The organism is Streptomyces sp. NPDC097107, assembly GCF_044762405.1.
GTDB lineage: Bacteria > Actinomycetota > Actinomycetes > Streptomycetales > Streptomycetaceae > Streptomyces > Streptomyces thinghirensis.
On the sequence record NZ_JBIWEF010000004.1, the window covers coordinates 85,214 to 106,052 of the forward strand.

17 protein-coding genes and 1 tRNA gene are annotated in these 20,839 nt (G+C 72.3%); 7 read left to right on the forward strand and 11 right to left on the reverse strand.

Features of this window, described 5'->3' with window-relative positions; translation table 11 throughout:
- Positions 1-67: 67 nt before the first annotated feature.
- Positions 68-805, reverse strand: a complete 738-nt coding sequence (locus tag ACIQ1J_RS10615) for a DUF461 domain-containing protein (protein ID WP_403555972.1) — start codon at positions 803-805, stop codon at positions 68-70.
- Between the two features lie 669 nt (positions 806-1,474).
- On the opposite strand from ACIQ1J_RS10615, the gene ACIQ1J_RS10620 reads away from it, so the two are divergent.
- The 6 genes from ACIQ1J_RS10620 to ACIQ1J_RS10645 all read left to right on the forward strand — a co-directional run bounded on the left by ACIQ1J_RS10620 (position 1,475) and on the right by ACIQ1J_RS10645 (position 8,472).
- Complete coding sequence (locus ACIQ1J_RS10620; RefSeq protein ID WP_003953493.1) at positions 1,475-1,957, forward strand: CarD family transcriptional regulator; 483 nt, start codon at positions 1,475-1,477, stop codon at positions 1,955-1,957.
- A 299-nt stretch (positions 1,958-2,256) separates the two neighbouring features.
- On the forward strand, positions 2,257-3,033 hold the full coding sequence (ispD, locus tag ACIQ1J_RS10625) for a 2-C-methyl-D-erythritol 4-phosphate cytidylyltransferase (protein WP_210963579.1): 777 nt from the start codon (positions 2,257-2,259) through the stop codon (positions 3,031-3,033).
- Positions 3,034-3,157: 124 nt separating this feature from the next.
- The gene (gene ispF / locus ACIQ1J_RS10630) at positions 3,158-3,634 is read left to right on the forward strand and encodes a 2-C-methyl-D-erythritol 2,4-cyclodiphosphate synthase (protein ID WP_403555974.1); all 477 of its coding nucleotides are present in this window, start codon (positions 3,158-3,160) and stop codon (positions 3,632-3,634) included.
- Between the two features lie 354 nt (positions 3,635-3,988).
- A complete protein-coding gene (cysS, locus tag ACIQ1J_RS10635; protein ID WP_403555976.1) occupies positions 3,989-5,386 on the forward strand; it encodes a cysteine--tRNA ligase in 1,398 nt (465 codons plus the stop codon).
- 142 nt (positions 5,387-5,528) lie between these two features.
- Entirely contained in the window at positions 5,529-6,470 is a 942-nt protein-coding gene (gene rlmB, locus ACIQ1J_RS10640) for a 23S rRNA (guanosine(2251)-2'-O)-methyltransferase RlmB (RefSeq protein WP_210963576.1), read from the forward strand.
- Between the two features lie 274 nt (positions 6,471-6,744).
- Positions 6,745-8,472, forward strand: coding sequence for a DoxX family membrane protein (locus ACIQ1J_RS10645; protein WP_403555978.1), 1,728 nt, complete (start codon positions 6,745-6,747; stop codon positions 8,470-8,472).
- Positions 8,473-8,567: 95 nt separating this feature from the next.
- Here ACIQ1J_RS10645 and ACIQ1J_RS10650 read toward each other — a convergent pair whose 3' ends face one another.
- The 3 genes from ACIQ1J_RS10650 to msiK form a co-directional block, all read right to left on the reverse strand.
- Positions 8,568-9,305, reverse strand: a complete 738-nt coding sequence (locus tag ACIQ1J_RS10650; RefSeq protein ID WP_403555980.1) for an NDP-sugar synthase — start codon at positions 9,303-9,305, stop codon at positions 8,568-8,570.
- A gap of 43 nt (positions 9,306-9,348) precedes the next feature.
- Positions 9,349-9,804: a hypothetical protein gene (locus tag ACIQ1J_RS10655; RefSeq protein WP_210964672.1), complete on the reverse strand. Its 456-nt coding sequence runs from the start codon at positions 9,802-9,804 to the stop codon at positions 9,349-9,351.
- Between the two features lie 267 nt (positions 9,805-10,071).
- Positions 10,072-11,208 (reverse strand): diacetylchitobiose ABC transporter ATP-binding protein MsiK, encoded by a 1,137-nt coding sequence (msiK, locus tag ACIQ1J_RS10660; protein ID WP_403555982.1) that lies wholly within the window; start codon positions 11,206-11,208, stop codon positions 10,072-10,074.
- Positions 11,209-11,428: 220 nt separating this feature from the next.
- Here msiK and ACIQ1J_RS10665 point away from each other — a divergent pair.
- Positions 11,429-11,502: transfer RNA gene (locus ACIQ1J_RS10665), tRNA-Thr, on the forward strand.
- A 62-nt stretch (positions 11,503-11,564) separates the two neighbouring features.
- On the opposite strand, the gene ACIQ1J_RS10670 is transcribed toward ACIQ1J_RS10665, so the two are convergent.
- From ACIQ1J_RS10670 to ACIQ1J_RS10700, 7 genes are all read right to left on the reverse strand, one after another.
- On the reverse strand, positions 11,565-13,217 hold the full coding sequence (locus tag ACIQ1J_RS10670; RefSeq protein ID WP_403555984.1) for an alpha/beta hydrolase: 1,653 nt from the start codon (positions 13,215-13,217) through the stop codon (positions 11,565-11,567).
- Positions 13,218-13,329: 112 nt separating this feature from the next.
- Positions 13,330-15,129 carry an NADase-type glycan-binding domain-containing protein gene (locus ACIQ1J_RS10675; RefSeq protein WP_403555986.1) on the reverse strand — a complete coding sequence of 600 codons (1,800 nt, stop codon included), beginning with the start codon at positions 15,127-15,129 and terminating at the stop codon, positions 13,330-13,332.
- Positions 15,126-15,635 carry a phage tail protein gene (locus tag ACIQ1J_RS10680; protein ID WP_403556630.1) on the reverse strand — a complete coding sequence of 170 codons (510 nt, stop codon included), beginning with the start codon at positions 15,633-15,635 and terminating at the stop codon, positions 15,126-15,128. Before ACIQ1J_RS10680 ends, ACIQ1J_RS10675 begins: the two co-directional genes overlap by 4 nt.
- 59 nt (positions 15,636-15,694) lie before the next feature.
- Positions 15,695-17,653 (reverse strand): putative baseplate assembly protein, encoded by a 1,959-nt coding sequence (locus tag ACIQ1J_RS10685; RefSeq protein WP_210964664.1) that lies wholly within the window; start codon positions 17,651-17,653, stop codon positions 15,695-15,697.
- Complete coding sequence (locus ACIQ1J_RS10690; RefSeq protein ID WP_210964663.1) at positions 17,653-18,114, reverse strand: GPW/gp25 family protein; 462 nt, start codon at positions 18,112-18,114, stop codon at positions 17,653-17,655. The genes ACIQ1J_RS10685 and ACIQ1J_RS10690 overlap by 1 nt, the downstream gene beginning before the upstream one ends.
- Before the next feature lie 67 nt (positions 18,115-18,181).
- Positions 18,182-20,095, reverse strand: coding sequence for a VgrG-related protein (locus ACIQ1J_RS10695; RefSeq protein ID WP_403555989.1), 1,914 nt, complete (start codon positions 20,093-20,095; stop codon positions 18,182-18,184).
- The gene (locus ACIQ1J_RS10700; protein ID WP_210964661.1) at positions 20,095-20,817 is read right to left on the reverse strand and encodes a LysM peptidoglycan-binding domain-containing protein; all 723 of its coding nucleotides are present in this window, start codon (positions 20,815-20,817) and stop codon (positions 20,095-20,097) included. The genes ACIQ1J_RS10695 and ACIQ1J_RS10700 overlap by 1 nt, the downstream gene beginning before the upstream one ends.
- Positions 20,818-20,839 lie beyond the last annotated feature (22 nt).

The window sequence follows — 20,839 nt, forward strand, 5'->3', positions numbered from 1 at the left end:
GGTATGCGGTACGACGAAGGGCGGGACCTCCCGGAGAGGCCCCGCCCTTCGTCGTCCGTCACGGTGCTCAGTGACCGGTGTCGCTGCCGGTCCCCTGCGAGGTGCCGTCCGTCGCCGTGCCGGCGCCGTCCCCGGCGTCGGTGCCGTCCCCGGCGTCGGCGGACTCGCCGGTCGCGGGGTCCGTCGTGCCGTCGGTCGGGGTGCCGGAGGTCTGGCCGTCGGACGGCTCGCCGGACGCCTCCTGCGACGGCTTCGCCGACGCGCCGGGGGCCGCCGGAACGTCGCTCGGGCCCCACTCGGAGAAGTACCTCTCGGCGGGGACGACGAAGGCGCGCAGGCTCACCTCGCCGGTCTTGCTGAAGGTGAAGGTGATCTGCTGCGCGTTGCCGTCCTGGATGGCCTCGCGGCTGCTGGGCAGGACGGCGGAGGCGTTGCCCTCGCCGCCCAGGACCAGGGAACCGCCGGCCGGGACGGTCAGGCCGCCGTTGCCGCCCTTCTCGCCCTCGGCGGGCTTCAGCTCGGCGGACTTGCCGGTGCCGGCCACGGTGATGGACTCGAGCTTCTGGTCGGACCTGCCGTTGTTGAACAGGGCGGCGGAGACCACGGCCGGGCCGGTCGACTCCAGGTCGGGCTGCGTGATGACGATCGCGTTCTGGATCTGGATGTCACCCACGGTCGTCGCAGCGTTGTCCGGCTTGATCTCCAGCGACTGGGCGTTGTGACCGGCACCGCACGCGGCGAGCGAGGCGATCGAGAACGCGATGGCGGCGGCGGCGAGGGCACCGCGTCGAAGGCTGCTGCTCACGGCGGCGGCAACTCCTTGGACTCGAGCGAGGTGGCGGCAACGGATAAAGCCGCCCTAAGTGTCTGTCAGCGGCTTCAGGCTACCGAGCCGTTCCCGGGCCGCCGCACCCGACCCTCCCCCAAGACGCCCGGCTTCGCCCGGCAGGCGGTAGGACCGGTGCGCGGACGGGGTGCGCGGACGGGGTGCGCGGTGCGCTCGTTCCGAGACCGGTTCCCGCGTCGCTTTGTGGCTCGTACTCGTCCGTCATTCAGATAAGAAGCCGACTGTCATACCGGTCGTCGATCGGTGCACGAATTTTCTGTGGAGGAATGCGCGGACGGCCAGGAAATTGATCATCGGAGGGCCGGCCGGGGCACCTTGTGATCAATTCCGGATTGGTCCGGAAGTGCGCCCCGGTCACCGAACGGAGTAGCGGAAGTCGCACGCCCGGAAACGGTCATTTGGGTATCTTTCGGGCAGGCTGAAGGGCCTCCGGGCGTGTGTGACGTGCGCGTTTCGTGCGGCCTGGAGAGCTGCTCCGACCTGCGAATACTTTCTTCCGCCCACCCGTCGCAGCACGTTCTTGTTGCTGTTGTCAAGCCCCGAGATATGCCCTGACCTGCGAAAACGCCATTCAGAAGACGCCGTATCCGTGTTACCCTGGATAGCCACGGAAGGGGTACCTGTCACATGACGTTCAAGGTTGGCGACACCGTGGTCTATCCCCATCACGGGGCCGCGCTGATCGAGGCTATCGAAACTCGCCAGATCAAAGGCGTGGACAAGACCTACTTGGTGCTGAAGGTCGCCCAGGGTGACCTGACGGTACGTGTGCCAGCGGACAATGCGGAGTTCGTCGGCGTGCGTGATGTGGTTGGTCAGGACGGGCTGGACCGGGTCTTCGAGGTGCTGCGCGCGCCGTACGCCGAGGAGCCCACGAACTGGTCGCGTCGTTACAAGGCAAATCTGGAGAAGCTCGCCTCCGGCGACGTCATCAAGGTCGCGGAAGTCGTACGCGATCTGTGGCGTCGTGAGCGCGAGCGCGGACTCTCCGCCGGTGAGAAGCGCATGCTCGCCAAGGCCCGCCAGATCCTGGTGAGCGAGCTGGCTCTTGCGGAGAACACCAACGAGGACAAGGCGGAGGCCCTGCTCGACGAGGTGCTCGCCTCCTGAGCCTCTGACCTGAGCCTCTGAGCCGAGGCGCAGGCCGCTGCGCACTCGGTTCAGCGCACTGAAATGCCGCGGTGCCCGATGACATCCATGCTGTCGCCGGGCGCTGCGGCATGTTCGTACCCGGATCCAGTCCTCGTACGATCACCCCGGGGGACTTCCCCGGGCGTGGCGTGGTGCCGGCGTGCCGGGCCCGGGTCGCCGGCTCGACCGGGGTCACGGAAGGGTCCGGTCAAGGCTTCGCGCCCGGCACGGTGAGGCCATACCCAACTAGGTCGAGCACACAAACCTGACAGGAACCGATGTCTGACGAATCGCGTCCCTCGCCCGCCGAGATGCCCCCCGACACCCGTGCGAACACCCGAACCGCGGCCGTGATTCCGGCCGCCGGCCGGGGCGTCCGGCTCGGTCCGGGCGCTCCGAAAGCCCTCCGCGCGCTGGGCGGCACGCCCATGCTCATCCACGCGGTCCGGGCGATGGCCGCCTCGCGCGGCGTCTCACTCGTCGTGGTCGTCGCGCCTCCCGACGGAGCCGCCGAGGTCAAGAGCCTGCTCGACGCGCACGCGCTGCCGGAGCGGACGGACTTCCTCGTCGTGCCGGGCGGCGAGTCGCGGCAGGAGTCCGTACGGCTCGGCCTGGACGCGCTGCCGGCCGACTACGCCACCGTCCTCGTGCACGACGCGGCCCGGCCACTGGTGCCGGTCGACACGGTGGACGCGGTGATCGAGGCCGTACGGGACGGCGCGCCCGCCGTGGTGCCCGCGCTGCCGCTCGCCGACACCGTCAAGCAGGTCGAGCCCGCCGCGGTGCCGGGTGAGCCGGAACCGGTGGTGGCGACACCGGAACGGGCGCGGCTGCGCGCGGTGCAGACGCCGCAGGGGTTCGACCGGGAGACGCTGGTGCGTGCCCACGAGACGGTGACCGACAACGTCACCGACGACGCGAGCATGGTCGAGCAGCTCGGGCTCACGGTGATGGTGGTGCCGGGGCACGAGGAGGCGTTCAAGGTGACGCGGCCGCTCGATCTGGTGCTGGCGGAGGCCGTGCTGGCGCGCAGGAGGCTGAACGATGGGTTCTGACAGGTCTGACAGGTCTGACAGGTCTGACAGGTCTGACAGGTCTGACAGGTCTGACAGGTCTGACAGGTCTGACAGGACTGGCAGTTCTGACAGGTTTGGCAGTTCTGACACGGACGGGCTCCCCTTGCTGCCCCAGGTCGGCATCGGTACGGACATCCACGCCTTCGAGGACGGGCGCGAACTGTGGTGTGCCGGGCTGAAGTGGGAGGGCGAGGGTGCCGGGCTGGCCGGGCACTCCGACGCGGACGTCGTCGCGCACGCGGCGTGCAACGCGCTGTTCTCCGCGGCGGGGCTCGGTGACCTGGGGCAGCACTTCGGTACCGGACGGCCGGAGTGGTCCGGGGCGTCCGGGGTGACGCTGCTGACGGAGGCGGCGCGGATCGTGCGGGCGGCGGGATTCCGGATCGGCAACGTCGCGGTGCAGGTGGTCGGGCCGCGGCCGAAGATCGGTAAGCGGCGGGACGAGGCGCAGAAGGTGTTGTCGGAGGCGGTGGGGGCGCCGGTGTCGGTGTCCGGGGCGACGACGGACGGGCTGGGGTTTCCCGGGCGGGGGGAAGGGCTGATGGCGGTGGCGACGGCGTTGGTCGCGCGGGTGGGCTGAGCGGGGTGGGCTGAGCGGGTGGGGTGTGTCCTGGGCCGGGCGGGGGCGTGTCGCGCCGGCGTCGGGCGTGTCGCTCGGGGCTCCGCCCCGCGCCCCGCCAGGGGCTCCGCCCCTGGACCCCGCCTATGCCCACCCACCACCCGACTCGGTCGGACAAGAGGCCGGGCTTGCCTCACGGACTCGGTCGGGCGCGAGGCCGGGCTTGTCCCGTCGGCTCGGTCGGGCGGGAGGTCTCCGTCCCGTCGGCTCGGGTCGGGCGGGAGGTCTTGTCCCGTCGGCTCGGGTCGGGCAAGACGTGGTAACAAGCGGGCACGTGCGCCCGTGGCACTGTCCGTCGCCTACTACCCTGGAGTCGTGACTATTCGCCTGTACGACACCAGCGCCCGGCAGATTCGTGACTTCGCCCCCCTCACGCCGGGCTGCGTCTCGATCTACCTGTGCGGCGCCACCGTGCAGGCCGCCCCGCACATCGGGCACATCCGGTCCGGGCTGAACTTCGACATCATGCGCCGCTGGTTCGCGTACCGCGGCTACGACGTCACGTTCATCCGCAACGTCACCGACATCGACGACAAGATCATCCGGAAGGCGGCCGAGCAGCACCGCCCCTGGTGGTCCATCGGGTACGACAACGAGCGCGCGTTCAACGACGCCTACGCCGCCCTCGGCTGCCTGCCGCCCACCTACGAGCCCCGTGCCACCGGCCACATCACCGAGATGGTCGAGATGATGCGCGGCCTCATCGAGCGCGGCCACGCCTACGAGGCGGACGGCAACGTCTACTTCGACGTACGTTCCCTGCCCGGGTACCTGTCGCTGTCCAACCAGGACCTCGACGACCTGCGGCAGCCCGACGAGGGCGCCTCCGGCAAGCGGGACCCGCGGGACTTCGCCATGTGGAAGTCGGCCAAGCCCGGGGAGCCGAGCTGGGAGGCGCCGTGGGGGCGGGGGCGCCCGGGGTGGCACTTGGAGTGCTCCGCCATGGCGCACAAGTACCTGGGCGAGGAGTTCGACATCCACGGGGGCGGGATCGACCTGATCTTCCCGCACCACGAGAACGAGATCGCCCAGGCCAAGGGGTTCGGCGACGCCTTCGCGCGGTACTGGGTGCACAACGCCTGGGTCACCATGAGCGGCGAGAAGATGTCGAAGTCGCTCGGCAACAGCGTGCTCGTCAGCGAGATGGTGAAGGCGTGGCGGCCGGTCGTGCTGCGGTACTACCTGGGCACCCCGCACTACCGCTCCACCATCGAGTACAGCGAGGAGTCCCTGCGCGAGGCCGAGTCGGCGTACGCGCGCATCGAGGGCTTCGTGCAGCGGGTCACCGAGCTGGCCGGCCAGGCCGCCGAGCCCGCCGCCGAGGTGCCGCCCGCCTTCGCCGAGGCGATGGACGACGACCTGGGCGTGCCGCAGGCGCTGGCCATCGTGCACACCACCGTCCGGCAGGGCAACAGCGCGCTGGCCGCCGACGACAAGGACGCCGCGGCCGCCCGCCTCGCCGAGGTCCGTGCGATGCTCGGGGTGCTCGGCCTCGACCCGCTGGCCCCGCACTGGGCCGGGGAGCAGGAGCAGGGCGAGGATCTGCGGCACGTCGTCGACAGCCTCGTACGTCTCGTTCTGGACCAGCGCGAGGCCGCGCGGGCGCGCAAGGACTGGCCCACCGCGGATGCCATCCGCGACCAGCTCGGCCAGTCCGGCCTGGTCATCGAGGACGGCCCGCAGGGGCCCCGCTGGAGCCTCGGCTCCCGCTGACCCCCGCCCGGTTCACCGGAGGCCGGGCCCGTCGGTCGCGCGGGTTCCGTAGATCGATTGTGCCGCCCGGCCTCCCGGGCGGCACACTGCATAAGACGCAAGCATTACGCACACTCCCGTAGAGAGCGGAGACAGGTAACTCATGGCCGCGAACAACCGCCGCATGTCCGGCAAGAAGGGCGCGCAGGTCGGCAGCGGCGGCAAGCGACGCCGGGGCCTGGAAGGCAAGGGGCCGACGCCTCCCGCCGAGATGCGCAAGGGGCACGTCAAGCAGCGTGTCGCCAACGCCAAGGCGCGCCGCGCCACGGGACGCGCCCCGCAGCGGCGCGGGGGCGGACGGTCGACGTCCGAGCTGGTCGTCGGCCGCAACCCCGTCTACGAGGCGCTGCGCGACGGTGTGCCCGCCTCGACGCTCTACGTCCAGCAGTTCATCGACAACGACGAGCGGGTGCGCGAGGCGCTCCAGCTCGCGGCCGAGCGCGGCGGCATCAACCTGATGGAGGCGCCGCGCCCCGAGCTGGACCGGATGACCAACGGGCTGAACCACCAGGGGCTCGTGCTCCAGGTGCCGCCGTACGAGTACGCGCACCCCGAGGACCTGGTCGCCGCCGCCCACGACGAGGGCGCGGACCCGCTGATCGTCGCCCTCGACGGCGTGACCGACCCGCGCAACCTCGGTGCCATCGTCCGCTCCGTCTCCGCCTTCGGCGGCCACGGCGTCGTCGTGCCCGAGCGGCGCGCGGCCGGTATGACGGCGGGCGCCTGGAAGACGTCCGCCGGTACGGCCGCCCGTACGCCGGTCGCCCGCGCCACCAACCTCACGCGCGCGCTGGAGTCGTACCAGAAGGCCGGGATCACGGTCGTCGGCCTCGCCGCCGACGGCGAGGCCGACCTGGGCGAGCTGGCGGCCCTCGACGGCCCGGTGGTCATCGTGGTCGGCAGTGAGGGCAAGGGGCTCTCGCGGCTCGTCGGGGAGACGTGCGACTTCCGGGTGCGGATCCCGATGCCCGGGGGCGCCGAGTCCCTGAACGCCGGTGTCGCCGCGGGGATCGTGCTGTACGAGGCGGCGCGCCGGCGGGGCTGACACGGGTACGGGGTGCGGTGACCGCCGGTCGGAGGCCGGCGCGGCCGTGCGAAGCCGCGCAGCGTGCGAGGGCGGCAGAGAGAAGGGGCCGCCGGTGTCGCCGCGGGAATCGTGCTGTACGAGCGGCGCGCCGGCGGAGGTGAGGCCGGAGGGGGAGCGAGTGTTCGACTCGGTCCCCCGCACGGGGGGTTCCGGGCGGCCCGGGCAGGTTTGACGCGGTCCGGACAGTTCGGGGCGGTCAAGGCAGTGTCCTAACGACACATCACTCGGTTAGATGAGTGTGGACACCAGAACACCCCGCACACCCACGGGGGACCGCTCGTCGGGAATCGACGACGCTCCCGCGCTGAGCATGGTGAAGGTGCCGAGCGATCCGGCCCAGGTCATCGTCAATCACGCGAGCTTCCGCGTGCAGTTCGGTGCCTCCGCGCGGCAGACCCAATCCCCGCGGATCGCACGGCACTTGAGCGCCACCCAGGACACCGCCCGCATGCCCGTCGCAGGTGCCGCGGGCCCCGCCGCCCCGGCCGCCGCCCGCCGCCGCGCCCTCGTGTGGAGCGGGCGGTCCGACCCGGACGACACCGGCGCACACCGGTTGCTCCAGGCGGTGCGGGCCGGTGCCGGTCACCACGCCGAGGACCCGGTCGCCGACGCCGGAGCCACGCAGGTCATCCCCCGCGTCGACATGGACGGGGGCGCCCCGGGCTACGACGGCTATGACGGCTACGGCGACGGGCCCGCCACCCAGACCCTCGAGACCCCGCTCGTCGGCGCCCAGCGCGGCCCCGTCCCCGACGGCACCCGGCTGCTGCCCGCCATGCGCACCGTCGGCAGCGCCTACGACGAACCCGTCTACACCGGCGAGGACTTCCACTCCGCCGCCGGTCCCGAGGGCTACGACGAGGACGGCACGGAGCCGGCCGGGCCGCGCACCAGGCGCCGCGCCGACGACCCGGCGCGGCACGCCTACTTCCCCGGCCGCCGCATGAACCTCGGCGTCGTGCTGCTGCCGCTGCGCGTCTTCCTCGGCTTCATCTCCATCTACGCCGGCATGGGCAAGCTCTGCGACCCCGTCTACTTCGACGGCGGCGAGCGCGGCTCCATGGTCAAGTGGCTCAACACCCTGCACCCGTGGGACGTCGCCGAGCCGCTGCGTCAGTTCGCCCTCGCGCACCCGGTGGGCGCCGGGCTCGTCATCGCCTTCCTCCAGGTGATCGTGGGCGTGCTGACCGTCCTGGGCTGCTGGCAGCGCGTCGGCGCCGTCATCGGCGCGGGCCTGTCCGCCGCGCTGCTCGTCACCGTCAGCTGGAAGAGCGTCCCCGTCTACGACGCGCCCGACATCATCTACCTCGCCGCCTGGTCCCCGCTGATCATCGCGGGCGCCCCCGTCTACTCCGTGGACGGCCGGCTCGCCGGCAGTGCCTGGCGCCGGCTGGGCCCCCGCGCCGACATCTGGGACCTGCGCCGCTACGTCCTGCGCCGCGGCGCCCTCGTCACCTTCCTGGTCGCCGGCGTCACCCTCCTCGTCGGCTCGCTGCTCGGCGCCGCGGTCCGGGACGCCGACCGCGTGGTCGTCCCCGGCCCCGGCGAGGCCCCGCGCAACGAACTGCCCGGCAGCCCGCTCCCGCAGGAGCCCGGCACCCGGAAGCCGAAGACGTCCCCGGAGGCATCCGCCTCCCCCACCCAGGGCGCCACCAGCGGCGCGGCCACCCCCTCCAAGGACGCCGCGACCGCCCCGGGAGCGACCCGCGACAGCGGCACCGCCACCGGCGGAACGCCCAGTCAGACCCAGGGCACCACGGGCCAGGCCCCGCCGCAGCAGTCCTCCCCGGCCGGCCAGGCGCCGAGCAGCACGGCGGGACCCACCTCCGGCGGCGCCACGACCGGCGGCGGCAGCGACGGCGGCACCGGCACCGGCACCGGCACCGGCAGCGGCGACGGCGGCGGCTCCTCCTCCACCGGAGAGCCGGGCAGCCGCCTCGTGGGCGGTCTCCTGGGCTAGCCGGCCCACAGGGCTCACGCAGCCCTCCGTACGCCGAAGGGGCCCCGCACGGACGACGTGTGGGGCCCCTTCGGCGTATCGGTGTGCCGGGGCGCTCAGCGGCCGGCCAGGGCCGCCAGCTCCCGTGCCGCCTCCGTCAGGTCCTTGGCGGTGTCGATGGCGCGCCAGTAGGAGCCCTGCGGGATCGGGAAGCCGGCCAGCCGGCGCTCACGGGCCAGCCTCGGGAACGTCGTCCGCTCGTGGTCGCCGCGCTCCGGCAGCATCGAGGCGAAGCCGGACGAGAAGACGTACACACCGGCGTTGACCTCGAAGGTCGACGGCGGTGCCTCGATGAAGTCGGTGATCTGACCGAAGCCGTCCGTCTGCACGGCGCCCCACGGCAGCCGCGGGCGGGCCAGGGCGAGGGTCGCGACGGCGTCCCGCTCGGCGTGGAAGTCGGCCATGTCGCGCAGCGAGAAACGGGTCCAGATGTCGCCGTTGGTGGCGTACCAGGGCCGGTCCGGGTGGGGCAGGCGCGCGGCGGCGTACTTGAGGCCGCCGCCGCGGCCCAGCGGCTCCGCCTCGACGACGGTGGTGACGGAGAGCGGCAGGTCGGCACTCTCCAGCCACTTCTGCAGCACCTCGGCCAGATGACCGCAGGAGACCACGACGTCGGTGACGCCCTCCTCGGCGAGCCAGGCGAGCTGATGGCCGATGATCGGAGTCCCGGTGCCCGGGATCTCGACCATCGGCTTGGGCCGGTCGTCGGTGTAGGGACGCAGCCGGGAACCCTGTCCGCCGGCCAGGACGACGGCTTGAACGGGGCGGCGGGACGCGGCGCTCGGATCGGTCATGCCCGAACTCTACGCGGCGGCCCACCGGCCCCCGAAAGGGTGCTCAGCCGTGCGCGGCCAGCACGCCCGAGGCGAATGCGGTGTCGCAGACGGGGCGCGCGTACGACTGGGCGCGCGTCGGGCCGTACACCTTGACCGCGGCGCGGCCGAGGGCGCGGGCGATGGACGCGCAGTGGCCGGCCAGCGACGGGCGCTCGTTCACGGCCTGCTGGAGGTGGGTGAGGGCGACGCCCGGATCCTCCTCCTGCAGCTCGGTCAGCAGCCGGTCGCGCAGCACCTCGTGCGGCGCGCGGGCGGCGGCCTTGGAGGAGGCCTTGGAGGACGACGCCTCCGACGCGGCGAGCACCGAGTCGGCCGGGTCGCCCGACCAGTTGACCCGGGTGACGGCGAGGGTCCCGGAGAGCACCAGGACGACGGGCAGGACGAAGGCGAGAGAGCGGCCGATCCGGCGGGCGGGGCCCCGGCCGCGTCGCGTCTGTCGGGTGGTGGAGTGCTTCACGGAGTGCTTCACGCGAGTGAGGGTAGCGCCCGGTAATGATTTGGCGACATTTAGTCACCCGGATGGGGGATGAGGAGGGGGCGGGAAATGGGTAGAGCGTTGACGCCTACTGCTCGAAACGTCCGTTGTGCCGGGGTATTTGTCGACAACGCAAAGAGCCCCGCAGCAGGCCGCGGGGCTCTTTGCGTCAACGCGGGTGAATTCACCCGGAGGCGTGGTTTCTCAGCGTGTGGTTTCCCGGCGCCCGGTCTCCCGGTGTGCGGGTCCTCAGTCGGTGAGGCGCTCGCCCGTGGAGGACGAGAAGACGTGGGCCTCGCCCGGGCGCGGCACGACGTGCACGGTCGCGCCCTTCTCCGGCACCGCGCGGCTGCTGACGCGGACCACGAGGTCCTTGCTCTCGCCGCCGACCTCGACCGTGCCGTAGATGTAGCCGTCGGCGCCGGTCTCCTCCACGACGTTCACGGAGACCGCCATGCCCGCCGGGGCGTCCTCGGCGTCCTTCGACAGGGTCTTGGAGACGCCGCCGTTCAGCTCCACCACGTCGAAGTGCTCCGGGCGGACGCCGACGGTGACCGTGCGGTCGCCCCGGTCGGAGGCGGCCGCCAGGGCCTCGCGGCTGATCGGCACCACGCTGTTGCCGAACTTCACGCCGCCGTCGGTGATCGGGACCTCGACCAGGTTCATGGCCGGGGAGCCGATGAAGCCGGCGACGAAGAGGTTGGCGGGCTTGTCGTACATGTTGCGCGGGCTGTCGACCTGCTGGAGCAGACCGTCCTTGAGGACCGCCACGCGGTCGCCCATCGTCATGGCCTCGACCTGGTCGTGGGTGACGTAGACGGTGGTGATGCCGAGGCGGCGCTGGAGCGAGGCGATCTGCGTACGGGTGGAGACACGCAGCTTGGCGTCCAGGTTGGACAGCGGCTCGTCCATGAGGAAGACCTGCGGCTCACGCACGATCGCGCGGCCCATCGCCACACGCTGGCGCTGACCACCGGAGAGCGCCTTCGGCTTGCGGTCCAGGTACTCGACGAGGTCGAGGATCTTCGCGGCCTCCTCGACCTTCTGCCGGATCTCCGCCTTGTTGACGCCGGCGATCTTGAGCGCGAAGCCCATGTTGTCGGCGACCGTCATGTGCGGGTACAGCGCGTAGTTCTGGAACACCATGGCGATGTCCCGGTCCTTCGGCGGCAGGTGCGTGACGTCGCGGTCGCCGATGCGGATGGCGCCGCCGTTCACGTCCTCGAGCCCCGCGAGCATGCGGAGCGAGGTGGACTTGCCACAGCCGGAGGGGCCGACCAGGACGAGGAACTCGCCGTCCTCGATGTCGATGTCGAGACCGTCGACGGCGGGCTTCGTGGAACCCGGGTAAACGCGGGTCGCCTTGTCGAACGTAACAGTGGCCATGGTGATGGGCCCCCTTCTACCGGCAGGAACGTGCCGGACGATCCGTTGTAGGAAGGTGGTGTGGTGTAGTCCACACGGGTGAACTGGCACTGGACGGTACCTGGCGTTCACCTGGTCTGTCAGTACCTGTGGACCTGTGAACTTCGCCGAAATTTTCGAACCCCATCGTTCACCGGCTCTGTGTACAGTGGAGCAGCCTCCGCGCGAGCCGCCGCGCGTTGCCTCCTTAGCTCAGCTGGTCAGAGCGCCGCTCTTGTAAAGCGAAGGTCGTCGGTTCGAATCCGACAGGGGGCTCGGAAGCGGGACGAAGCCCTGCCGTCCACCGGACGGCAGGGCTTCACGCGGTTGCGCGGGTGCTACTTGCCTTCCGGCAGCGGCTCCGGCTCGCACACCGCGCCGCTCTCCGGGAGCCTGCCGTCGAGCAGGTACGCGTGGACGGCGCCGCGCACGCAGGGGTTCCCGCTGTCGAAGGCGCCGTGGCCCTCACCGTCGTAGGTCAGCTCGACGCCCACGCCCTTGCCGAGCCGCTCGGCCATGCGGGCGGCGCCCGCGTAGGGGGTGGCGGGGTCGCCGGTGTTGCCGACCAGGAGGATCGGGGGCGCGCCCGGCGCGCTCACCTCGGGGTGCTCGGCCTCTCCCGGCACCGGCCAGCCGGCGCAGGAGAGCGCGCTCCACGCCAGGCCCGGGCCGAACAGGGGGGACGCCTCGGCGAACTCCGGCAGCCGAGCCTCCACGTCCGCCACGGTGTAGCGGTCGCTGGAGTCGTCGCAGGTGATCGCCCTGAAGGCGTCGTTCTCGTTGCTTTCGTCCGTGGGGTCGTCCGTGCTCTCGTCCGTGGTGTCGCCGCCGGCGCCGTGCTGTCCGAGTGCCTCCGCCAGGTCCGCCAGGACGTCGCCGTCGCCGCCGGTCACCGCCTCCAGGCCGACCAGGAGCGCGGGCCAGAAGGTCTGGCTGTAGAGCGAACCGGTGATCGCGGAGAGCACCTCGTCGCCGTCCAGCTCGCTGCCGTCCGAGGTGGGCAGCGGAGCCTCGTCCAGGTCCGCCTGGAGCTCCACGGCGGCCTCCACGATCGCCTCGGTGTCCTCGCCGAGCGTGCAGCGCTGCTCGACGCACCATTCGGCGAAGTGCTCGAAGGCGAGCTGGAACCCTCCGGCCTGTCCGAGGGCCCCCTCCATCCTGTCGCGGGTGGGGTCGACGACGCCGTCCAGGACGGCACGGCCGACGTTCTTCGGGAACAGGTGGGCGTACGCGCCGCCGAGTTGGGTGCCGTACGAGATCCCGAAGTAGTGGAGCTTCTCGTCGCCGAGGAGGTGCCGCATCAGGTCCAGGTCGTGGGCGGCCTCGGTGGTGCCGACGTACGGGAGGACGTCGCCGGAGTTCTTCTCGCACGTGGCGGCCAGCTGTCGGGTGAGTTCGACCAGCGCCTCGATCTCGGCGCCGCCGTCGTCCGGGGTCTCGTCGGTCTCGTCCTCGGCCTCTTCGGCGGCGTCGGGGTCCAGGCAGCGCACGCCCCGGCTGTTGCCGACGCCGCGCGGGTCGAAGCTCACCAGGTCGTACCGGGAGCGGAGCTTCTCGTAGTCGGGGGCGAGACCGGGCAGGGTGGTGACTCCGGAGGCGCCCGGGCCGCCGAAGTTGAAGAGCAGTGAGCCGATCCGGTCGTCGGTGTCGCCGCCGGCGCGGGCCCGGATCAGTTCTATGCCGATCGACTCCCCGGAGGGGTTCTTCCAGTCCAGTGGCGCCTGCATGGTGGTGCACTGCCACCGGGTGCCGTCGGGGAGGGGTGCGGGGGCCTCGCCGCCGCCCTGGACGGGAGCGGGCGCGGGGCAGTCCTTCCAGTTCAGGGTCTGCTTCTGAAAGCGGTTCTCGTCCTGTGCGCCGGTCGCCGTGCCGCCGCCGTCCCCGGCCCGGCCGCCGCCCCGCTCCGCCGGCGCGCAGGCGGTCAGGGAGCAGGAGAGCAGGGTGGCGGTGGACAGCAGGACAGCGGTGGATATCGCTCGTGCTGAGGGCATGGCCTCAGACTCCGGCGGGCCGTCCGGGGGCGCGCGGCGTGGCGTCCATTCGGTGGAAACGGCCTCCGCCGGTGCCGGCGGAGGCCGATGCCCATGGGTTCCGGGGCGTGGGTCAGGTGCGGTTGGCGCTCGACGGGCCGAAGAACTCGATCTCCGCGATGGCCACCTGCTTGTCCGCGGAGGCCGCGTGGGCCGACTCGATGGTGAAGCGGACCTTGGTGACCTCGCCGACGCGGAAGGGGCGCCGCTGGCCACCGGCGCCCTGGTCCAGGGTGAGGTCGCGGGTCGTGGTGCTGCCGTCCTTCGTCGTGATCGTCGCCTTCACCCGGTGCGGCAGCGCCGACTTGTTGAGCTGGTCGGGCTTGGTGGAGGTGCCCGGGGTGATGATCAGGTCCAGCAGACGGGTCGGCTCGGTGAAACTGACCTCGATCCACTCGCCCTGGCCGGACTGCGAGATGCCCGGGCCCCACCAGGTGTTGCTGAGCTTGTCGATGAGGAACTCCGGCTTGTGGCCGGTGAAGGAGCGCGAGGCCGTGATCCGGTCCGGAGAGACCGGGGCGCGCTTGGCGAAGTGGTCGCGGGTGGCCTGGACGCCGTCGGGGATGTAGACGAAACCGAGGACCACCAGGGTGATGACGACCAGGACGGTGATCCAGGTGCCGATGCGGTCGAAGACGCGGCGGAGGCGGGGGCGGTCGCCGGCCCAGGGGGTCTCGCCGCGCCGGCCGCCGAAGAGGCGGCGCCACCAGGGCGCGGGCGCGGTGGTGTCATCGCCGGTGCGGTCCAGGGGCATCGCACAGCGCGCGCAGTAGTGGCGGTCGGGGCGGTTGGGGGTGGAACACCACGGACACGGCGGGCCGTTGGCGACGTCCGGCTGGTGGGCGGGGGCGCGTACCTGCGGCCGGTCCGCGTCGGGGCGGCCGGGCAGGACGGGGGCGACGGCGGGGGGCGGGGTCGGGCCGTGGGCCTCCGGGTCCGCGACGGGGACGAGGAGGGAACGGGCGCGGTCGGACATCGTGTCGGTGAGGGCGTTCGGGGGCGGGGCGGACGCCATCGGGGTGGTGGGGGCGGTCTCGTCCGTGTCGGCGGTGCGGGGGCCCCCGGCGGTGCGGGGGGATTCGGGGGTGTGGGCGTCTCCGGCGGTGCGGGCGTTGCCGGTGGTGTTGGGGTTTCCGGTGCCTGCGTTTCCGGTGGGGTCCGTGCTTCCAGAGCCCGTGCCTGTGGAAGCCCGGGTGCTTCGGGCGGTGTTCGTGTTTCCGTCGGCCCGGGTGCTTCGGGCGGTGTTCGTGCTTCCGTCGGGCCCGGTGCTTCCGGAGGTGCCTGGGCTTCCGGTGGTGTCCGCGGTTCCGGTGGTGCCCGTCGGCCCGGTTGTTCCAGTGCCGTTGGGAGAACCGGCGGTACCGAAGGACGTGGCGGAGCCTGCGGACCGGGCGGTGCCTGTGGCGCCCCCCGTTCCCGCCCCCGCGGTGCCGGTGACGCCCGCTGCACCTGCCGCGCCCGCGAGGCCCGCGGCACCTGCCGCGCCCGCGGCACCTGTGGTACCTGCCGTGCCCGCGGCACCTGTGGTACCTGCCGTGCCCGCCCCACCTGCCGCCCCCGGCATGCTCCCGCTCCCGGGCGCGTCCGTCGGGTGGCGTGGGTGGGGCACCACCGGGGTCGCCTCGGTGTCGTCGTCGTCCGGGGCGCCGGTGGTGGGCGTCGTGCGGCCGGGGCGGGCGGGGGGCACGCCCGCGCCGCCGGGGCCGGGGCGGGAGAAGGCGTCCCAGCCGGGGCTCTGGTCGGGCGAGGAGGCCGCGGGCTGCGCGGTGCGGGTGCCGGCCTGGTCCCAGCGGAGTACGGCACCGCACGCGTCGCAGAAGGACTGGCCCGGTTCCGCGCGGGTTCCGCACTCGGCGCAGTTCTGCGTGGTCATCTCTCCGGGGTCCTTTCGGAGGCGGTCACTTCGACCGTGTAGGGCATGTGGGCGGGGCGGGCGGCGGCCACGAGGGTGTCCAGCCGGTGGGTGTCGGCCGGCGACGGGTCGGGCAGCCGGAGGGCGACGTGGAGGTGGGGGCGCGGGGTGCCGGGGAACGGGCCGATCGGGCGGGCGTTCCAGTCGGCGCCGCCGCTCTCGGTGATGTGGGGCTCGACGCCGAACGCCAGCCGTACCGCCTCGGACAGCCCGCGCCGGGTGCCGCGTACACGGTGCAGGCGGGTGGCGGCGGCGACGGCGGCGCGCAACCGGTCCTCCGGTTCGGTGCCGTCGGTCTCGGCGCCGACCCAGGAGCCGAGCCACTGGGCGAAGTCGGCCGGGGTGAGGGCCGGGTCGAAGTAGGTGTCCAGGCAGTCCAGGACGTTCAGGATCGGCGCGATGACGTCGTCGAGGCCGCCGACGAAACGCTGGGCGAGGTCGTCGTCGGCGAAGACGGCCGGCAGCATCGAGGCGATGGGCAGCGAGGAGCCGAGACCGTCGACGGAACCCCGGTGGGACGCGGCCGTCACGCGCCGTCCCCGATCACTCGGACCCGGTGGTCGAAGGAGAAGACCAGGGACGGGGGTTCGAGGTCGATCCGGTCGGTGGGGTCCCCGCGCTTGCCGGTGAGGGGGTCGGCGGGGTGCAGGACGACGTCGTCGACGAGTTCCACGCCGGGGACGCGCTGCAGCACGGCGAAGACCTCGCCGGTCTGCACGGGGCGGCCGAAGGGCCAGCCCTTGCCGTCCGCGCCGCCGGTGAGCGGGTCGAGGTGGCGGTAGAGCGCGTCGTGGGCCTGGCGGCGTACGCGGTCGGTGTCGACGCCGCGGAAGGCGTGGACCGTGGCGACGACGGTGACGCCCTGGTAGTAGGGCGGACCGACGGCGAGGCGGGTGCCGATGAGGCGGCGTTCGTCGAGGTGGCGGGTGATGCGCCCCAGGAGGGCGTCGCCGGGGACGAGTTGCTCGAAGCGGAGCCGGCCGCCGGGGTCGGGGACGGCCTGGGGGACGACCAGGACGCGGACGGCGTAGGCGCCGTGCTCACCCTCCTTGCCCTCCAGGCAGGTGATGCGGGCGGTCTCGGGGGCGGCGCGGCGGGCGAGTTCCTCGTAGTCGCGCAGGGTGACGGCGCGTTCCTGGGCGCGGAGGGTGATCGGCGCCCGGAGCTTCGCCTCCTCGACGGTCTCACCGTCGACGCCGCCGCGGGCGGCCTCGCGGTTGACGACCTCGGAGACGTACGGGATGGACGTGCGCAGTACTTGTACGGCGCCGCGGGCCACGTTGCCGGCCCGGCCTCCGCCGGTGCGGTAGCGGCGGGCCCGGATGACGGCGCCCTTGGGGGCGACGGTGCCGTACTGGCGCAGGGTGCCGTCGGGTTCGCGGACGGCGGGTCCGAAGGCGATCTGGCCGGTGGCGGCGTCGAGGGTGATGTGGTGGTCGTCGGGGCCGGAGCCCGCGAAGTGCGGGACGACCCGCCAGTCCTGCCAGCCGTCGCCGGCGGCGGTCTGGAGGAGGACGGGCGGGTCGTCGGCGACGACGGGGGCGTGTTCGAGCCGCAGCCGCTGGCCGGGCAGGCCGGTGGACTCGCCGAGGGCCTCGTCGTGGACGGTCTCGGCGTGGACGGTGCCGGTGGTGCCGCCGATGGTGTACGCCTCGGCGGAGTGGATGGTCGGCGAGGTCGTGTAGAACGGCTGGCCGGGCAGCGGCTCGGTGACCCGGCAGCGGATCCAGCCGGCCTCGTGGCCGCCGTTGCGCGACAGGACGTGGCCGCCGGGTATGTGGAGCACGATGTCGCCGGGGCGGTTGAGGCCGCCGGTGCCGTCCCGGTCGACCTCGCAGGGCTGCCAGCCGTCCTCGGTCCAGGCCTCCCAGGCCAGGGGCGGCTGCCGGGGGTCGACGCCGACACCGTCGACGCGGCTGTCGAGTTCCAGGGCGAGCGCGCAGTGCGGGGTGGCGTTGGTGAGGCCGATGAGCATGCAGTCGCCGGGGGCCGGGGCCTCCGAGAAGCACAGCAGGTCCTTGCCCTCGGCCAGGTCCGTGGTCCGGTCGGTGACGGCCTCGCCGCTGTGCTGCACCACCAGGCGGCCGAGTTCGCACGGTACGACGGTCAGGTCGCGCTCGGTGGCGAACACGACGGCCTCGTCCCGTTCGGTGCGCAGGGTGGCGACCTCGGTGCCGACCGGGACCAGGATCGCGTCCTCCTGCGGCGCGGACAGCCAGAAGGTGACGTCCGTGCGGGCGGCGGACGGCGGGAAGAGGGTGATGCCGACCAGGTCGAGGAAGGCGAGGTGGTTCTTCTCCGGGACCCGGTTGAGCCGGTAGACGATCTGGTCGGCCATGTGGGCGACCGTCTCGACGAGGGTGACGCCGGGGTCGGAGACGTTGTGGTCGGTCCACTCCGGGGCGCGCTGCTGGATGTAGCGCTTGGCGTCGTCGACGAACTGCTGGAAGCGGCGGTCGTCGAGGTTGGGGGAGGGCAGGGACATCAGCGATCGCTTTCGGGAGAGCCCGCCGGGCCCGCGGGGCCGGCCGGGCCGTCGGGGAGGTCCGGCTCGTCGTGGGAGGGGATGACGTAGAACGGGAAGACCAGGCTGCGCGGGTTGTTGGTGCCGCGGATCGAGTAGCGGACGTCGATGTAGAGGACGCTCCGGTCGTCACCGGCGGTGACCTCCACCTCGTGGACCTCGATGCGCGGCTCCCAGCGGTCCAGGCTGGTGTACACCTCGTGCTGGATCCGCCCGGCGGTCTGCTCGTTGACCGGGGCGAAGACGAGGTCGTGGACGGCGCAGCCGAACTCGGGGCGCATCGGCCGCTCGCCCGGCGCGGTGGCGAGGACCAGCTGCATGGCCTCCTCGATCTCCCGTTCGCCGCTGACCAGGGCGATGCCGCCGGTGGGCCCGATGCGCAGGGGGAACGACCAGCCGGAGCCGACGAACTGTTCGGCCATCAGGGGGCCTCCTGCCTTTCCCGTTTCCTTGTGCCGACGACCCCGGGGCGCCGGCGTGGTCGTCCGGTCATCCGAAGGGGTACTTGATCTCGTTGACGAAGAAGCCGCCGTACAGGTCGAGCTTGGCGCCGGTGATCTTGGTGTTGGCCGCGGTGATCGTCGCCAGGCCCGTGGCGGTGAGGGTCGCGGCACCGGTCGACGTCAGGTTCAGGGCGCCGCCCAGCGCGTTCACCGCGACCACGCCGCCGAGCGACTTGAGGTTGACGATGCCCTTGCCCTCCAGGGTGAGCGGTCCGCCACTCCTGATCGTCACCGAACGGCGGCCCTCCAGCGTGAGGTTCATGCCCGCCTCCACCGACACCGAGCGGCTGCCGGTGATGCTGACCGAGCCCGCGCTGTCGACGGTGATCTCGGTCTTGGTGCGGTCGAGGTTGATGGTCAGCCTGTCGTTCCCGCTGGCGATCCGGACGCCCTGTTTGCGTCCGCCGGTCCGCTGGCTGAGCAGGTCGACGCGGTTGCCCTGGCGGTCGGACAGGGTGTGCCGGACGGCCTTCTTCTTCAGGCCGTCGTGCAGCGGGACGTCGGCCTTGGTCGGCAGGTCCCGGCCGTTGTAGAGCCCGCCGATCACGAACGGGTGGTCCAGCGCCCCCCGGTCGAAGGCCACCAGCACCTCGTCGCCGACGTCCATGGGGAAGACGCCGCCGCCGCCCACGCCGCCCAGCTGCACGCTGCGCGCCCAGTCGCTGACGTAGGTGTCGTCCAGCCACGGGAACTGGAGCTTGACCCTGCCCTGCTTGAGCGGGTCCTGTACGTCGGTGACGATGGCGTTGGCGACGCTGGGCAGCCGGGCCGCGCTCGCGGGGTCCGAGCCACCGCCGCCGCCCGAGGCCAGCCCGTACAGGGAACGCCACTGGCGTCCGCTGACCGTGATCCAGGACTGGTAGCCCTCGCTGTCGCCGAAGTGGTGGCGTACGGAGGTGACGGTGTACTTGCCCTCGAAGGGCTTGCCGACGTCGCTGAGCGCCACGGGAACGCCGGGCCGCAGGTCGGGGCTGCCCTTCACCGCGACCTCCAGTTCGGCGAAGGAGGACGTGACGTCGGCGGCGAGGGACTGCGCCGCGTGCCGGACCTCGTCCTGCTTGTCGTAGGGGTTGGCGGTCTCGACGAGCTTGGCGGCCTTGAACTTGCCGGCGGCCTCGCCCGGTGTGGAGCCGATGGTGACGCCCGGGTCGGTCCGCGCGGGCGCGAGCTCGGTGATCTTCTTCTTGGTGGTGACGTTCCAGCCGCGCGACTCGACCTTGCCGACCTGGTCGGCGGCGGTCACCGCGGCCCGCAGCCGCATGATGTCGTGGCGGGCCTGGAGGACGAAGGCGCTCTTGTCGCCGTCCGTCTGCGGGGAGGGCGCGCCGGCCGACGGGTTCGGCTTGACGAACCGGAACTTCCCCTTGGCGTCCACGGACATCACCATGTTGTTCTCGTCGGCGAGCCGGGCCAGGAAGTCCCAGTCGGTGACGTTGGACTGGCTGATGAACCCGTACGCGCCCTTCGTCGGCTGGATCCGGCCGATGGACAGGCCGTCCATGGCGGCGAGTTTGCGGGCGATGTCGGAGGCCTTCTGGTTGCGGTACGCGGCCACCCGGCGCTGGCGCATCATGCGGTGCCCGAAGTCGTAGCCGCGGATCACGGTGTAGCTGCCGGTGCCGTCGTAGTCGGCCTCCATGGCGGTGACCTCGCCGGTCAGCAGGGGTTTGCCGACGCCCTGGCCGTCGGCGACCGGGGTGATGACCACCCGGGTGCCGAACTGCACGTTCAGCTTGCCGAGGACCAGGTGGTCGGGGTCGCGGAAGGTGAGGCGGAAGGCCGCGGGCACGCCGAGGCCCTGGTCGACCCAGCCGTCGACGAGCATCAGGGCGATGTCGTCGGGCAGCTTCGCGGCGCCGATCCGGACCTGGACGATGCTGGAGAACGCGGGACGCACCATCAGTGCGGCACCTCCTCGGCGGCGGGCAGCATGAGTTCGGTGCCGGACGGCAGGCGGGACGGGTCGTCGATGCCGTTGGCCTCGGCGATCGCGCGCCACGCGTTGGCGCTGCCGTACTCCCGCCAGGCCAGCGACTGCAGCGAGTCGCCCGCGACGACCCGGTGCACGCGCTGGGCGGTGAGCGCGCCGGAGGTCGGGTTCTGCCCCCGGGTCGGGCCGGGGATCTCGACCAGGTGCACCTGGCAGGTGGCCCGGATGGGGATGCCGGTGGTGCCGAAGAGGGTGTACGACGCCTCGATCGACGCGACGTACGCGGTGAACCGGGCCGTGGAGAACGACCCCCACTCGAAGACCACCCAGGGCGGCGACGGCTGGTCCGAGGCGAGGCTCTTGGCGGTCACCTCGCAGCAGCGCAGCAGCGACTCGACCTTCTTCAGCACCGTGTTGCCGCCCGGCCTGGTGGAGGAGTCCAGGAAGATCTCCAGGGTCATCTCCCGCGGCTCGGCACCCATGAACTGCGGCTTGGCGGCCTTCCGCACGGCCGCCGTCGGCGTCGCCGTCCACTGGGTCCGCTGGGTGAGGGACAACTGCGCCGGGTTGAACTCGAAGCCGAACGTACGCATCAGCGCACCGGGTGTGGTGGTCGTGCCGGTGGGCGGCTCGTGGATGGCGAGGTTGGCGCGTACGAGGCTCTTGCCGGCGCCCTTGCCGCTCTTTGCCATGGGTCTTCCTCTCTGCTCCGCG